We start from the raw sequence: 14,990 nt of genomic DNA, 5'->3' as shown, positions 1-14,990 counted from the left end.
GTGGTGCCCGGGGCCGGAATCGAACCGGCACGCCCTTGCGAGCGAGAGATTTTAAGTCTCTTGTGTCTACCAATTTCACCACCCGGGCCTTTTGAAATAAAACTAAGACCGAATTTTATCACTAAATTATTCTTAAATAGGCTCAACTACTAATAAGTGGAGGCGCGAGCCAGAATCGAACTGGCGTCTACGGCTTTGCAGGCCGCTGCATAACCATTTTGCTATCGCGCCACATCAATATCTCCAAAATTAAAAAGGGGAAGACGATGCTTCCCCGATTTTGATTTGGAGCGGGAAACGAGTCTCGAACTCGCGACCTCAACCTTGGCAAGGTTGCGCTCTACCAACTGAGCTATTCCCGCGTAAAGAAGCGAGTATTTTAGCGTTTTTTGAGCTAGTGTCAATTTAAAGTCTCGCCCAAACCTTAAGGCTTACCTTATTTTAATGCTCTTTCTTAAGGTAGGCCATGCCATGCGGATGTAATAACCCATCGAAATCACAGTAAGCAGTGCGGCTATATTAATCAATATATTACCTATCCACTTTACATTGATAAACCATAAATTGTCGTAGTAAAGAAGCATCAAAATAGCAATCATTTGGATCGTAGTCTTAAGCTTACCGACAAACATCACTGCCATACCGCCTGGCTTACCAATGGTTGCCATCCATTCGCGTAATGAGCTGATGGAAAGCTCGCGACCAATGATTATTAGAGAGATAATCGCGTTGACCCGATCAAGCTCTATCAAAACAAGAAGGGCAGCAACTACCATCAATTTATCTGCTACGGGATCAAAAAAAGCACCAAATTTAGAGGCTTGATTTAAATACCGGGCAAAGAATCCATCTAACCAGTCTGTGATTGCCGCAAATAAGAAAATACCAGCACCTATCCAATTCATTAAGGGCTGACCAATTAAAGTATGGGGCAGGTAATAAATGCCTACAAAACAAGGAATCAAAAATACCCTGAAAAAAGTAAGCGCATTCGGAACATTAATCTTCATATGTATTTATTTTTTAATGAAAGTAGTCGTAAATTTTTTCAGCTAATTTCTTATCAATACCATCAACCATGATTATTTCTTCAATACTAGCATTTTTAATACGCTCTATACCGCCAAAATAGACGAGTAGATTTTTTCTCTTTTGCGAACCAATACCCTCAATATCTTCTAGAGATGAAGTGATTCTTTTCTTAGCGCGCTTAGCTCTATGACCTGAAATAGCAAAACGATGCGCTTCGTCTCTTATTTGTTGTATTAAATGAAATCCAACATTATCTTTTCTCACAATGATAGGCTCGCTTTTGCCCTCTAAAAAAAGCTGCTCCAATCCTGGTTTTCTTCCCTCACCTTTTGCAATACCAACAAGCATAATGTCGCTCAAGCCTAATTCTTGGATCACCTCAATGGCTATATTGAGCTGGCCCTTGCCTCCGTCAATAAAAATAAGATCCGGCTTAACGCCCTCACCTGTTGCAATTTTTTTATAGCGACGCATCAAGACTTCTCGCATGGCGGCATAATCATCGCCTGGCGTAATATCTTGAATATTAAAACGTCTATATTCTTTATTTTGAAGATTACCTTTATCAAATACAACACAAGAGGCGACGGTGCCCTCACCCATTGTGTGGCTAATATCAAAACATTCAATTCTTGAAAATGAGTCCGAAAGATTGAAAATCGCTTTCAATGCTTCTACCCTATTTTCCTGGCTTTCTGTTTGCATCAGTTTTTGTTTTAATGCAATCTGCGCATTCTTTTGTGCCATAGCGAGCCATACACGCTTATCACCAATTGCTTTGTTAATCACCTTCACTTCAATGTCGTAATTTAATTTAAAAAATTCAGAAAGAAGCGATTGATTCACATGCTGTTGGGTCACGATCAATTTAGGTATGGTCTGATTTGTATAGTATTGAGCGATGAAAGTTTCGATCACATCTTGAGTTTCAATGTCGGCAGCGTTTTTTGGAAAGAAACTTTTGTCACCTAAATGTCTACCTGCTCTGATCATAACTAAGTTCAGACAATATTCTCCAGCTTCTTCAACGCAAGCAATAATGTCAGCATCGCTAGCACTAAAGTCACTGACAAACTGTTTTGTTCTTACTTGTCTTAAACTTTGAATGCGATCGCGATATAAAGCTGCATGTTCATATGCATGTGAATTAGCTGCCTCATTCATTTGGTTTGTAAGTTGGCTTATGACTTCGCTGTCTTTTCCATCTAAAAAAAGTGAGGCATGTTTGATGTCATTTTTATACTCATCCTCTGGAATAAAATCGACACATGGCGCTGTGCAGCGATGAATCTGATATTGAAGACATGGCCTTGATCGATTTTTGAACACTGAGTTTTCACATGTTCTTAATTTAAAAACTTTTTGTAAAAGCTGAATGCTTTCTCTGACTGCATTTGTATTTGGGAAGGGTCCAAAATATTGGTTTCCTTTTTTCTGGGCGCCGCGATGAAAAGCTAAACGTGGATATTTTTCATTTGTTAATACAATGTATGGATAAGATTTATCGTCTCTAAAAATAACGTTATAACGGGGCATATGTGACTTGATCATATTGTTTTCTAGGATCAACGCCTCAGCTTCCGAATGGGTCACTGTTATTTCAATATGATCGATGTGACCCACCATCATTTTAGTTCTAGGACTTACAATCGTTTTCACAAAGTAAGATGAAACCCTCTTCTTTAGGTCTTTGGCTTTCCCGACATAAATGACTTCCCCAGCCTGATTAATCATTCGATATACACCAGGTAAATTAGGCAGTGTTTTTAAAAAGGGTTTAATGTCCATTTGACTAGCCTAACAAACTGCCCCCTACCGACCAATCTTCACCTTTAACTTCATCAAATACAATGTAGGTGTACGAAGCTGGTTTATGAGCTACTTTTTCCATAAGCGTTGTGATTTCTTTTGCGATTGTTTCTTTTTGATCGCGGTTTAAGGTTCCTGCTAATTTAATATTGATGTAAGGCATTTTTAATTCTCCATTTCTTTTTTGATTGATTGAAAAACACTAAAAAACATTTCTTCGGTGAGTCTTTTTGTTTGCGTATTGTATCGACTGCAATGATAACTATCATATAAAACTAATTGATTAGGTAAATTATGACGAGCGCCATGTGAAAATACATAATCAGATTTTTTCAATTGAAAAGCAGATAAGATAGATTGATGCGCGATACTGCCTAAAGCTAAAACTAATGTGCGAGGCTTTAGTAAATCTAGTTCCGATTTTAAATAATGATTACATTGTTTTATTTCTTTAGGTTCGGGTTTATTTTGTGGAGGCAAACATTTCACAGCATTTGTAATCCTACAATCCATAAGCTTTAACGAATCATCAGCTGCGATCGACTCTTGTTGGTTTGAAAATCCAAAGTGAAATAAGGCTTTATATAAAAGAATGCCTGCGTAATCGCCAGTAAAGGGCCTGCCTGTTCTGTTTGCGCCGTGCATGCCAGGCGCTAAGCCTACAATCAATAAACGAATCGATGTGTCACCAAAAGGTGGGACAGGCTTACAAAAATAATTCGGTTGCTCTAATTTAACTTGATCTAGAAATGTAGCAAGTCGAGGGCATTCTCTGCAGTCTTCTTTATATTGTGTCATTATTTTATATCGTGAGAATTCACGTATTTTATTTATAAACTCTATAATAGCCCATGTTCATCATGTCCTCTATCCATGCTTAGTTATCGTCACGGCTTTCACGCAGGCAATCATGCAGATGTGTTAAAACATATTGTGCTAACCCTTATCTTGGATTACCTCAAACAAAAAAATAAACCTTATTGGTTTATTGATACGCACGCAGGGGCAGGCAAGTATTCGCTTGAAAGTGAGTTTTCTAATAAAACATCTGAACATCTTGATGGCATTAAAAAAATCTTTCATGATGAAAAAAAGCCATTAGCTTTAGCAAAATATATTGAAGTTATCAGGCATCTGAATGGTGGCGATCAATTGAAGCAATATCCTGGCTCTCCTTGGATCGCAAGCCATATGCTATCTCATGAAGACAGAATCAGACTCTTTGAATTACACCCTACCGACTTAACTTCCCTTCTTCATGCGTTAGGTAAAAAGCATAATATTAAAATCTATGGTGAAGATGGCTTCCAGGGATTAAAAGCCCTTATTCCGCCACCTCCAAAAAGAGGCCTTGTTTTAACTGATCCCTCTTATGAAATTAAAAACGATTACCTAAAAGTGGTGGAATCCTTAAAAGATAGCTTAAAACGTTTTGAAACTGGCATCTATATGATTTGGTGTCCTTTGATTGATCGAACGGAACCCTTAACGATGCTCAAACAACTTCAAAAATTGAATGTTAAAGAATGGCTTTATGTAAGCCTTTCAATTGCCAAACCTAGTGATGATATTGGGATGTTCGGTAGCTATCTTTTTATCATCAATCCACCATGGAAACTCAAAGAACAATTACAAGAAATCATGCCGTATTTAAGCCAGCAATTAGGGCTTAACGGCCATGGTTCCTATGAAATTGATGCAAAAACGAGTTAAAATAACACTATATATCTCATAGGATTTTTACATGCAATTATCAACGCTGAATGCCCTGTCTCCCTTAGATGGAAGATACGCTAAAAAAGTCGATAATTTGCGCCAATACTTTAGTGAGTTTGCTCTCATTAAATTCCGCGTTGAAGTTGAAATTAAATGGCTCATTTCATTGTCTGATGAAAAAGCGATTAAAGAAGTTACCAATCTAAGCGCATCAACAAGAGAATTACTTCAAAAAACTATTCAATCTTTTAGCGAAACTGATGCCGCTGAAATTAAAAAAATTGAAGAAACAACCAATCACGATGTCAAAGCAGTTGAGTATTGGTTAAAAAATAAATTCAAAGACAATCAAGAAATTAAAAGTATTTCAGAGTTTATTCATTTTGCATGTACCTCTGAAGATGTTAATAATCTTTCACATGCCCTCATGATTAAACATGCCAAAGAAACTGTTTTAACCCCTAGCTATGAAAACATCATTAAAAAATTAAAAGATCTAGCACATGATTTAAGTGGTCACGCCATGTTGGCCCGAACGCATGGACAAGCTGCAAGCCCAACAACGATGGGTAAAGAAATGGCTAATGTCGCCTATAGATTACAAAGACAAATTGATCAAATTAAAGCCCAAGAGATTTTAGGCAAAATGAATGGTGCAGTAGGTAATTTTAATGCGCATATCACAACGTATCCTGAATTTAATTGGCTGGCATTTTCAAAAACATTTGTAGAGTCATTTGGTCTTACTTTCAACCCGTATACAACACAGATCGAGCCGCATGATTATATGGCGGAGCTCTTTCAAAATATGACAAGAATGAATACGATTCTCATCGATCTTAATCGAGATATTTGGGGCTATATATCACTTGGTTATTTCAAACAAAAATTAAAAGAAAATGAAGTGGGCTCATCTACGATGCCTCACAAAGTTAATCCGATTGATTTTGAAAATTCAGAAGGCAACCTTGGCATTGCAAATGCTCTGTTGGTTCATTTCTCAGAAAAGCTTCCTATCTCAAGATGGCAAAGAGACTTAACTGACTCTACTGTCATTCGAAATATTGGTCTAGGTTTTGGTTATACACTGCTTGCCATTGACTCTTGTCTTAAAGGCCTTAATAAATTAGAAATTAATGCAAAAAAATTATCTGATGATTTAGATCATGCTTGGGAAGTTTTAGCTGAGCCTATTCAAACTGTTATGAGAAGGTATGGTATTGAAAATCCATATGAAAAACTTAAAGAGTTAACACGCGGCAAAGATCATATAACGAAAGAAGTAATTCAAGCTTTCATTCAGCAACTTGAAATTCCTAAAGAAGCCAAAGATGGATTGCTTCAATTAACACCGGCAACTTATATCGGTGACGCCGTTCAGCTGGCAAAAAAAATCTAATGAAAGAAGTTTTAGTGCTCTACTACTCTCATGGGGGTGCGGTTGGAGAAATGGCCACATTTATTGCGAGAGGTATTGAATCTATTCCTGGTGTTAAAGCCAGAATTCGAACTGTGCCTAAGGTAACATCTACCGTTCAGGCTTTGGAAGACAGCATCCCTAGCGAAGGCCCTCCTTATGTGGCTCACAAAGATCTTGAAGAATGTATTGGTCTTGCCATGGGAAGTCCGACGAGATTTGGCAATATGGCAGCGCCGCTTAAATATTTCATCGATAGCACGATATCTTTATGGTTAAGTGGAAACTTGATTGGAAAACCTGCTTGTGTATTTACGTCTTCAGGCTCTCACCATGGAGGTAATGAATCAACACTTCTTAGCATGCAACTTCCATTGCTTCATTTAGGTATGGTCATTTTGGGTGTGCCTTACTCAGTTCCAGAATTAAGTAGCACCAAAACAGGGGGGACACCTTACGGCCCTTCTCATGTGGCTGGTGAGTCTAATAAAGCCCCCATATCTGAGGATGAAAAAAAAATATGTCTTGCTATGGGCAAGCGATTAGCTGAAACCGCGCTTAAGCTCTCAGTATGAAAAACTATTTCCAGTTAGGGGCTTCCGTTAGTCTTGTCTGTCTTATTTTTCTTTTATGTTCTTGGGAGTTATTTTTGGCGCCCTTTAAAAATCAGAGCTCATGGCTTGTGCTTAAAATCATACCGCTTCTCATTCCATTGATGGGTGTTCTTAAAGGAAAAATTTATACCTACAAATGGTCTGGCATGCTCATACTCATTTATTTTATTGAAGGTGTGGTTAGATCCTATTCTGATCTGGGTCTATCATCTAAAATAGCGCTTCTTGAAGTTTTTTTAAGTATTGTATTTTTTCTATGTGCAACGTTTTATGTGAAAGTCAGCCGTACGTAATATGAATATTCTTTTATCTAATGATGATGGTTACGATGCGCCTGGCATTAAAAAACTTGCAAGCTATTTAAAAAAAATAGCGCACGTTACTATCGTGGCACCTGATAGAAATAGAAGTGGCGCAAGTAACTCCTTATCGCTTGATCGTCCATTGACAGTCACAGAAGTTGAAAAAGATTATTACTATATTGATGGCACACCAACAGATTGCGTGCATTTAGCATTGACGGGATTACTAGATCATATGCCAGACATGGTGATTTCTGGTATTAATAATGGCGCTAATATGGGTGATGACACTATTTACTCTGGCACGGTAGCAGCGGCTATGGAAGGCTACTTGTTGGACATTCCCTCCTTTGCTATTTCAATGTCACAACATGAAGCAACTTATTTTGAAACAGCTGCATCTATTACAAATGATCTTATTTTGCATTACCAAAATAATAAACCTAAAGAAGCCATGCTCTTAAATATTAATGTGCCTGATGTGCCTTTAGAAAAAATTCAAGGTATACACATCACAAGACTTGGAAAAAGACATAAAGCAGAGCCTGTTAATAAAACACAAGATGCTGATGGCAATACCGTTTACTGGGTGGGTGCTGCAGGCTTGCCGAATGATGGAGGAGAAGGTACTGATTTTTATTCTGTCGGCCATGGTTTTGTTTCTGTATCGCCTATTCACGCAGACCTTACAAGACATAATCAAATTAATGATTTAAAAACATGGATGAATAACTTTAAATGAGATTAAGTTTTTTTATTATTTATATGGCACTATTTTCGTTGATCGTCGGTTGCGCATCGAATTCACCAGCGCCCGTCATAGAGAAAAAAATTCCAGCGGATAAATCAATTACCATACAAAAAAATAAACCCGTTGCAAGAGCAAAAAGAGATCCGAGCCAACCATGTCCAGATGTTTATATCGTCAAACCAGGCGATACACTCTATAGCTTAAGTCTTGATTGTGGTTTTTATTACAAAGAAGTTGCACAGGCAAATGATATTAAAGAGCCTTATGCAATTAAAGTGGGCGAAAAAATAAAATTCGATCAAGTTAAAACAAATAACCCTGTGGTCAATACAAATGAAATTAAGAAAAATGAAGATGTCGTCACTACGCCATTAAAAAACAATGAAGAAGCGGTTGCCAATTCGGAAGCTGCACCGCAACCCCAAACAAAAGCAGCTCCAAATGGCATCACTCACTTAGATAACCCAAAGGCTTATAGAGAAAAATATACCGATGAAGCCTATAACCTTAAGACGACGAATCAATCTACAAATAATGTCACATCAATCACACCTAAAGAAAGTGCGCCTATTGCTTTAGAAGATAAATTAGATTGGCAATGGCCTACTAAAGGTAAGTTAGAAAATCTTTTTAATGAAGCACAAGGCCAAAAAGGAATTGATATTGTAGGAACACTTGGTCAAGAAATTAAAGCAGCTGGTCCAGGGAAAGTCATTTACAGCGGGGAAGATCTAAAGGGGTATGGCAAACTTGTGATCATTAAACACAATAACTCTTACTTATCTGTATATGCTCACAACAAAGAGCTTCTCGTTAAAGAAGGTCAGGTGGTTATGAAGGGGCAGAAGATCGCAACGATGGGTGACTCTGGCGCTGACAAAGTGAAACTTCACTTTGAAATTAGAAAACAAGGGCAGTCAGTCGATCCGACTACTTTTCTCGGGCAACCTTAATTTCGCCTTTAGCTTCTCTTTCGTAATAATCTCTGACAGTTGACATATCGTGTTCTCTTGCCCACTTGATAATTTCATCAAGCGCTGAGTCACCGATTTGACCGATTTGAGTATGAATACCTGCTTGCTCTCTAATAATAAGAAGGCCTGGTATTTTATCAACTTGGAAATATTCACCAATTTCTGGATCGGCTTCTATATCTACCATGCCAAATATAATATCTTTATTCTTTTCTGAAGCTGCTTCAAATAATGGGGTAAATTCAATACAAGGCTCACACCATGGCGCCCAAAAATCAACAATAACAAAATCGTTATCTTCGATTGTTTTTTTAAAGTTCTTTTTTGTAAGCTTTACCGTTGCCATCTAGTATCCTAGTTATATTCGATTAAAAAAACTATAACGACTGCTCGCCCCATTGGTTGGTATAAAAAATCTCTCTTAAGGGTTTGCGCTTTCTAGCTTCTTTTTCTTTAGCTAATGCTTCAGCATTCACTTTTTCTATGGCGAGTGGATAACCAATCGCAATAAAAGACATTAAATCATACTGGCTTGGAATTTGAAATAATTGTCTAGTTTTTTCAACATCAAATCCACCCATTTGATGAGCTACCAACCCCAAGCTTGTGGCTTGAAGACTGATATTTTCAGAAGCAGCGCCTGTATCGTATTGGCCCCATCGGTTCGTTTTCTCATTATTCGAGAAGTTTTGATGGGCACAAGCCAAAATTAATATAGATGCATCCATAGCCCAATTTTGATTCCCAATAGACAAGCAATTAAGCGCCTGTGTCCAAGGGGTCGCATCCTTCTTATTAAATACAATAAATTGCCACGGCTGATCTCCCATACATGAAGGACTCCATCGTGCCGCTTCCATGAGAGATAAAAGCAATTCTTGAGACACAAATTGAGTGGGATCGTAAGCTCTTGAACTCCATCTATCTGCCAAAATCGAATGGATAGGCTGCTCAGTAATTGCTGGTTTTTTCATTGAGAAACTATCTTTATATTTAAAGTTGTCTCTATAATAAAGATAGTTTTCACTTCCTTCAAATTTAATTAACAAGGATTCCATGATGCTTCAAACTGAACTCCCTTCAGAATTCAAAGGTATTAATCGATTTGCTATTAAAGCTATGCTGTATTTAAATGGTTTTGCTCATATTGTCATTGGTCTAGCTTTGGCAACATCTATCATTATGTTTACTTGGCTTTTCTTCATTGAAATAAGTGTCGCAGCGCATGCTAACAACCTCATTCATGGCTTTATTCATGCACTGGGTACATTAATGTTACTTTGGTCGATATCAGCCCTTATTTCAGCTGAAATGCGCTATCTCAATGGAAGTAAATTGGAAGTTGAAACTTTTATTGAGGTTGTGATGGTGCTCTTTCTTAGAAAGTTGATCGTACTTCCAGTTCAAGACACAAAACCAACCCTTGAAGAAGTGGGTATTTGGGTAGGAGGCGCATTTCTTATCGGTGTTCTCTATATCCTCGTTATTCGGTTTAGAAAAACAATCCCCGACCTTAAGAGAAAATAAACTATTGCATGACTGATGAAGATCTTAAGTTTATGAATCTGGCTTTAGAGCTAGCAAAAAAAGCTGAATTAAAAGATGAGGTACCCGTAGGCGCGGTGATTGTTCAGGACGGTAAAGTGATTGGTAGCGGCATGAACACATCAATTAGCGACCACGACCCCACTTCACATGCTGAAATTAATGCCATAAGAGAAGCGGCTAAACTTATCCAAAACTATAGATTAAAAGACTGTTCGATTTATGTGACCCTTGAGCCCTGCGCGATGTGTGTAGGCGCCATTCAGCATGCGCGTATTGGAAAAATTATCTATGGCGCTCCGGACCCTAAGACGGGTGCTTGCGGAGGTATGATTGATCTTATTGGCATTAAAGAAATTAACCATCATGCAGAAGCTATGGGTGGCGTCTTAGAAAAGGAATGCAGTCAAATACTAAAAGATTTCTTTCTTTCAAAAAGAAAAAAGCCGTAGAAAACTACGGCTTTTTTTTGAGCAAAATTAACTTAGTCTCTGTTGCCTAAAAGTGCCATCAATAACTGAAGTAAATTTACAAATAAGTTATAGATGTTCATATAAAGCGCTAAAGTTGCCATGATGTAATTCGTTTCTCCACCATTCACAATACGGCTTACGTCGTAGAGAATAAATCCAGAAAATAATAAAACTGCTACACCAGACAATGCTAAAGCCATCGCAGGTATTTGGAAAAATAAATTAGCTAGGGAAGCTAAGATGAGAAGAATAATACCAACCATCAAAAATTTTCCCATAAAGCTAAAATCTTTTTTAGTTGTGGTAGCGATCGTAGCTAAGGTTAAAAATATTGCAGCTGTGCCACCCGCCGCTAAACCTACGATTTGAGCGCCATTACTTAAACTGAAGGCTACTTGAAGAATCGGGCCTAACATCACACCTAAAAATAAAGTGAGCGCTAATAATAAAACAACACCAAAGCTGTTATTGCGATTTGCTTGAATTGCAAAAAATAAACCAAACATACCTGCCATAAGCATAATGGCAAACATAATAGGATGTTGTTGAGCAAATATGAAATTCATGCTCATACCTATGTAAGCGCCGATGGCGGTTGGAATAAGTGATAAACCAAGTAAAGCATAAGTATTTCTCAGTACTTTATTTGTCGCTAATACTGATTGCGACTGACTTTCAATTCTTATATTTTCTTGCATATGTTTTCCTCTTAAAAGTTTTTAATACATTTCTTAGATTATATAACTTACTAAATAGTTTCAATATTCATGTGATTTTTTTACATCGCTCTAACTTGATCTGTCATATCCTTGAAACCTTTTTCTTGGGTGGTTTTTAGGGCTATATGAGGCGCTTTAAAGCCTTTCATAGCAAGAAGTCTTTCAATGCTTTCAGATGACATCTTCCAGTCTAGTTGAGCCAAAACTTCATCTACCAGTTGAGGGCTATTACATAATAAAACCATATCACAACCAGCCTCGAGTGCTTTAGCAATTCTATCCTTCATTTCACCGCCAAGTATAGCCCCTTTCATACTCATATCATCGCTAAAAATAGCGCCTTTAAATTGAGCCTTTTCTCTCAATTGATTTTTAAGCCAAAAAGACGAAAACCCAGCCGGTTCATTATCTGCGGCAGAGTATAGGACGTGGGAAGGCATGACTGCATTTAATCCATGCTTGATTAATGAGATAAAAATACTCATGTCTTTAGACTCAATCTCGTCGAACGTTCTCGTGTCTTCCGAAATGCTTAGATGTGAATCGGCCTTAATATACCCATGCCCTGGAAAGTGTTTTCCAACCCCATGCATACCCCCTTCGTTTAAACCTTCCAAAAGATGAGATGCCAAAGCTTTAATAGCTTCAATATCCCCATGAAAGGCTCTGTCTCGAATCACGGTACTTTCGCTGTAATCAATATCTAAAACGGGTGTAAAACTAAAATCGATATCGAATACTCTTAATTCCATGGCGATAATTTGACCAATTAAAAAAGCTAAGTGATTCGCTTTTTTGGGATCTTTATCCCATATTTCACCCAACTTTCTCATGGCAGGGATGGCAGTAAAGCCTTCTCTAAATCTTTGTACGCGCCCGCCTTCATGATCCACAGCGATTAAGAAGTCATGGCCCCTGATCTTTCTAATAGCGTCTGTTAATGTTTTTAATTGAGAAGTGTCTTGATAGTTTCTTGTAAATAAAATAAGTCCGCCAACCAAGGGATGTGAAATTCTTTTAACATCCTCATCGGTTAATGCGATCCCTTCAACATCAATCATTAATGGGCCCATCTTCATTTTGATTGCATCACGTTCATATTATTTAAAAATAAAAGGATTGAAATTGGTGTGTGTATCGAAATGATCTAGATTTTCTTTCTTTTTTAAGAAAGCGATAATCTTATAAATTGCTGGCGTAAATAGAATTTCTATCGATGTTTTAGCAATGAACTGCGCAATCACAACAAGGATGAGCTTGTCATTTGGAATCACGCCACTATTATAAAAAGCTAATGGATAGAATAAAATAGAATCAATCGCTTCCCCTGCAACAGTCGATCCGATCGTGCGGCTCCACAAATATTTTCCTTTTGTCATAATTTTCATTTTTGCCATAACAAAAGAGTTTACAAACTCGCCAGCGGCAAAAGCAATCAAACTCGCTAATGAAACTCGCCAGGCAGAGCCAAATGCAATTTCATATGCTTCTTGATTGTGCCAATAGGGTGCTGGTGGAAGTGCTACAATCATCCAAGCCATGAAAGATGCAAAAGCAAGTGCGACAAATCCTGCCCATATCACTCTTCTTGAAGCGGCATAACCATAAACCTCAGTTAAGATATCGCCAAAAATAAATGAGATAGGGAAAAATAAAACTCCGGCACCGAAGGTAAGAAGTCCAAAAAATGGAACCTCTAATTGAGAAATTTTTGCAGGTCCAATTAAGTTTGAAGTGATCAATACAGTCACAAATGCTGCCATGACAAGATCGTAATATCGGTATTGGTTTTTAAACATATTTAGATTTCATTGATCAATACATGATCACCTATATTAATCTCTTCAAACAAATCAATGATGTCTTGGTTATCCATGCGAATGCATCCATGTGACACGGGCATACCTAGGCGTGATAAATCATTAGTCCCATGAATGTAAATAAAACGCTGCATCGTATCTTGATTGCCTAGGCGATTAAATCCAATCTCGAGACCTGAGAGCCAAAGGATGCGCGTTAAAATCCAATCTTCTTTCGTGTTATTTGCTGACATCGATGGATCCCATATTTTTCCTGTAAGTCTTCGAGCTGCAAACTGAGCATAAAGAGGTGCGCCTTGACCAATTTTTGCGCGAACGATATGTTGGCCTAATGGTGTACAAAAACTACCTTTATTTTGACCTGTGCCTTTTTCGGCTGTGGATATCACAAAAGATTTTACCCACAGATTATCGTCGCGATATAAATGAAGCTTCTGTTCTGCAATTGAAATTTTAATATGCATAGTTAAATGATTTTTAAGATTCCGTCTTTACAAATAATGCAATAGATTCAACATGTGAAGTATGGGGAAACATATTTACAATACCAGCTTTATCTAATTTGTAACCCTTCTCATGCACTAATATTTGAGCATCTCTTGCTAGCGTCGCTGGATTGCAAGATACATAAACAATGACTGATGGCTGAATGTCATTATCAATCAGTTGGACCAATTGAAATGCGCCGTCTCGTGGCGGGTCAATGAGCCATTTATTTGCGTGACCTAACTTTAATAAGGATTCTTTAGTGATTTCGAATAAATTCATACATTGGTATTCAACAAAATCGTTTAAGTGATTTTCATCTCGGCATTGCTTTGCTCTTTCTATAAGCGATGCGGATCCTTCGATACCCATAACTTTTGCGCCACTTGTTGCTATAGGTAATGTGAAATTTCCTAAACCACAAAAAAAATCGAAAATACGATCATCTTTTGAAGGCTTTAATAAACTCATTGCCCTTCTAACTAACACTTGATTAATGAAGGGGTTAATTTGCGTGAAGTCGTAAGGCATAAAACTAAATCGCAACCCAAATTCTTTTAATGCATAAGAAAGTTTAACGTCATCTCTCGGCGATAAAGGCTTTATCGTATCAGGCCCTTTGGATTGGGTCCAAAATTGCACCGGGTGTTGAGATGAAAATGTATTTAAGAGCAACTCATCATTCGTATTTAATGCGTCTAGTATTCTTAATACGAGTACTAAATGGTTTTGGTCGGCAGCAAATTCGATTTGAGGAATCTTATCTTTAATCGAAAGCTGAGTTATTAAGTCTTGAAGTGGAGGCAAAATATCGGAAAGAGTTTGAGGCAATACTTCACAACTAGAAATATCAGCAATGAAATGTGTCCTTTTTTCATTGAACCCCACAAGCGCTTTATTTTTCTTAACAACAAACTTAACCCTTAAGCGACCTTTATATCGGTAATGCCATGAGGGTCCTGCAAGAGGCGTGAGTATTGTTTCAGTTTTAACTTTACCAATGCGGGATAATGTATTTTCAAAGACTCTTTGCTTAGCTGCAATTTGAGCTTGGAACTCAAAATGCTGCATAGAGCAACCGCCACAACGATTAAAGTGTTCGCATTTGGGCTTAACTCTTAAATTAGATTGCCGAATCACTCTTTCTGTAAAGGCAATTTCGTAACTTGGCTTTTTAACATAAGACTCGAATTCGACAAGCTCGCCCTGAAGAGCACCCTCCACAAAAATAGCTTTACCATCAATATGGGTAACACCCCTACCCTCTTGATCAATATTTTCTATTGTGGCGAGTAATAATTTTTTTTTAGGTTTAATGTCGTCTTGCATTGA

General features: G+C 37.7%; 19 protein-coding genes and 3 tRNA genes. 8 read left to right on the top strand and 14 right to left on the bottom strand.

Features of this window, described 5'->3' with window-relative positions; genetic code table 11:
- Position 1: 1 nt before the first annotated feature.
- The 7 genes from FIT79_RS02230 to FIT79_RS02200 all read right to left on the bottom strand — a co-directional run bounded on the left by FIT79_RS02230 (position 2) and on the right by FIT79_RS02200 (position 3,639).
- Positions 2-88 (bottom strand) — tRNA-Leu (locus FIT79_RS02230).
- A 69-nt stretch (positions 89-157) separates the two neighbouring features.
- A tRNA-Cys gene (locus FIT79_RS02225) sits at positions 158-231 on the bottom strand.
- 55 nt (positions 232-286) lie between these two features.
- Positions 287-362 (bottom strand) — tRNA-Gly (locus FIT79_RS02220).
- A gap of 69 nt (positions 363-431) precedes the next feature.
- Positions 432-1,010, bottom strand: a complete 579-nt coding sequence (gene pgsA, locus FIT79_RS02215; RefSeq protein WP_139867299.1) for a CDP-diacylglycerol--glycerol-3-phosphate 3-phosphatidyltransferase — start codon at positions 1,008-1,010, stop codon at positions 432-434.
- A 13-nt stretch (positions 1,011-1,023) separates the two neighbouring features.
- Entirely contained in the window at positions 1,024-2,820 is a 1,797-nt protein-coding gene (uvrC, locus tag FIT79_RS02210) for an excinuclease ABC subunit UvrC (RefSeq protein WP_139875479.1), read from the bottom strand.
- Between the two features lie 4 nt (positions 2,821-2,824).
- Positions 2,825-3,004 (bottom strand): tautomerase family protein, encoded by a 180-nt coding sequence (locus tag FIT79_RS02205; protein WP_139867296.1) that lies wholly within the window; start codon positions 3,002-3,004, stop codon positions 2,825-2,827.
- Positions 3,005-3,006: 2 nt separating this feature from the next.
- A complete protein-coding gene (locus tag FIT79_RS02200; RefSeq protein WP_139875478.1) occupies positions 3,007-3,639 on the bottom strand; it encodes a uracil-DNA glycosylase in 633 nt (210 codons plus the stop codon).
- Positions 3,640-3,714: 75 nt separating this feature from the next.
- Between FIT79_RS02200 and FIT79_RS02195 the strand changes: the two genes are divergently transcribed.
- Genes FIT79_RS02195 through FIT79_RS02170 form a run of 6 tightly spaced genes read left to right on the top strand, consistent with a single transcriptional unit; the run spans position 3,715 to position 8,594 of the window.
- Positions 3,715-4,554 carry a 23S rRNA (adenine(2030)-N(6))-methyltransferase RlmJ gene (locus tag FIT79_RS02195; protein ID WP_139875477.1) on the top strand — a complete coding sequence of 280 codons (840 nt, stop codon included), beginning with the start codon at positions 3,715-3,717 and terminating at the stop codon, positions 4,552-4,554.
- 31 nt (positions 4,555-4,585) lie between these two features.
- A complete protein-coding gene (purB, locus tag FIT79_RS02190; protein WP_139875476.1) occupies positions 4,586-5,956 on the top strand; it encodes an adenylosuccinate lyase in 1,371 nt (456 codons plus the stop codon).
- A complete protein-coding gene (gene wrbA / locus FIT79_RS02185) occupies positions 5,956-6,549 on the top strand; it encodes an NAD(P)H:quinone oxidoreductase (RefSeq protein ID WP_139875475.1) in 594 nt (197 codons plus the stop codon). Before purB ends, wrbA begins: the two co-directional genes overlap by 1 nt.
- Entirely contained in the window at positions 6,546-6,881 is a 336-nt protein-coding gene (locus FIT79_RS02180) for a DUF2069 domain-containing protein (RefSeq protein WP_139867286.1), read from the top strand. Before wrbA ends, FIT79_RS02180 begins: the two co-directional genes overlap by 4 nt.
- A 1-nt stretch (position 6,882) precedes the next feature.
- Entirely contained in the window at positions 6,883-7,632 is a 750-nt protein-coding gene (gene surE, locus FIT79_RS02175; RefSeq protein WP_139875474.1) for a 5'/3'-nucleotidase SurE, read from the top strand.
- Positions 7,629-8,594: a peptidoglycan DD-metalloendopeptidase family protein gene (locus FIT79_RS02170; RefSeq protein WP_139875473.1), complete on the top strand. Its 966-nt coding sequence runs from the start codon at positions 7,629-7,631 to the stop codon at positions 8,592-8,594. The genes surE and FIT79_RS02170 overlap by 4 nt, the downstream gene beginning before the upstream one ends.
- Here FIT79_RS02170 and FIT79_RS02165 read toward each other — a convergent pair.
- Positions 8,572-8,961 carry a thioredoxin family protein gene (locus FIT79_RS02165; RefSeq protein WP_139867280.1) on the bottom strand — a complete coding sequence of 130 codons (390 nt, stop codon included), beginning with the start codon at positions 8,959-8,961 and terminating at the stop codon, positions 8,572-8,574. The genes FIT79_RS02170 and FIT79_RS02165 overlap by 23 nt on opposite strands.
- Before the next feature lie 31 nt (positions 8,962-8,992).
- Complete coding sequence (locus FIT79_RS02160; RefSeq protein ID WP_317615455.1) at positions 8,993-9,673, bottom strand: nitroreductase family protein; 681 nt, start codon at positions 9,671-9,673, stop codon at positions 8,993-8,995.
- Position 9,674: 1 nt separating this feature from the next.
- On the opposite strand from FIT79_RS02160, the gene FIT79_RS02155 reads away from it, so the two are divergent.
- Complete coding sequence (locus tag FIT79_RS02155) at positions 9,675-10,142, top strand: phosphate-starvation-inducible PsiE family protein (protein WP_139868829.1); 468 nt, start codon at positions 9,675-9,677, stop codon at positions 10,140-10,142.
- A gap of 8 nt (positions 10,143-10,150) precedes the next feature.
- Positions 10,151-10,612: a tRNA adenosine(34) deaminase TadA gene (gene tadA / locus FIT79_RS02150; RefSeq protein ID WP_189340279.1), complete on the top strand. Its 462-nt coding sequence runs from the start codon at positions 10,151-10,153 to the stop codon at positions 10,610-10,612.
- Positions 10,613-10,644: 32 nt separating this feature from the next.
- Here tadA and FIT79_RS02145 read toward each other — a convergent pair whose 3' ends face one another.
- From FIT79_RS02145 to rlmD, 5 genes are all read right to left on the bottom strand, one after another.
- On the bottom strand, positions 10,645-11,331 hold the full coding sequence (locus tag FIT79_RS02145) for a Bax inhibitor-1/YccA family protein (protein ID WP_139875472.1): 687 nt from the start codon (positions 11,329-11,331) through the stop codon (positions 10,645-10,647).
- Positions 11,332-11,411: 80 nt separating this feature from the next.
- Complete coding sequence (gene nagZ / locus FIT79_RS02140) at positions 11,412-12,425, bottom strand: beta-N-acetylhexosaminidase (protein WP_189644866.1); 1,014 nt, start codon at positions 12,423-12,425, stop codon at positions 11,412-11,414.
- A gap of 27 nt (positions 12,426-12,452) precedes the next feature.
- A complete protein-coding gene (locus FIT79_RS02135) occupies positions 12,453-13,151 on the bottom strand; it encodes a queuosine precursor transporter (RefSeq protein ID WP_139875470.1) in 699 nt (232 codons plus the stop codon).
- Positions 13,152-13,153: 2 nt separating this feature from the next.
- Positions 13,154-13,636, bottom strand: a complete 483-nt coding sequence (locus FIT79_RS02130) for a L,D-transpeptidase (protein ID WP_139875469.1) — start codon at positions 13,634-13,636, stop codon at positions 13,154-13,156.
- Positions 13,637-13,649: 13 nt separating this feature from the next.
- Positions 13,650-14,987, bottom strand: coding sequence for a 23S rRNA (uracil(1939)-C(5))-methyltransferase RlmD (gene rlmD / locus FIT79_RS02125; RefSeq protein WP_139875468.1), 1,338 nt, complete (start codon positions 14,985-14,987; stop codon positions 13,650-13,652).
- Between the last annotated feature and the right edge of the window lie 3 nt (positions 14,988-14,990).

The sequence above is a fragment of the Candidatus Methylopumilus universalis genome (assembly GCF_006365315.1).
Classification (GTDB): domain Bacteria; phylum Pseudomonadota; class Gammaproteobacteria; order Burkholderiales; family Methylophilaceae; genus Methylopumilus; species Methylopumilus universalis.
This window is presented reverse-complemented; position numbering and strand designations above follow the sequence as displayed.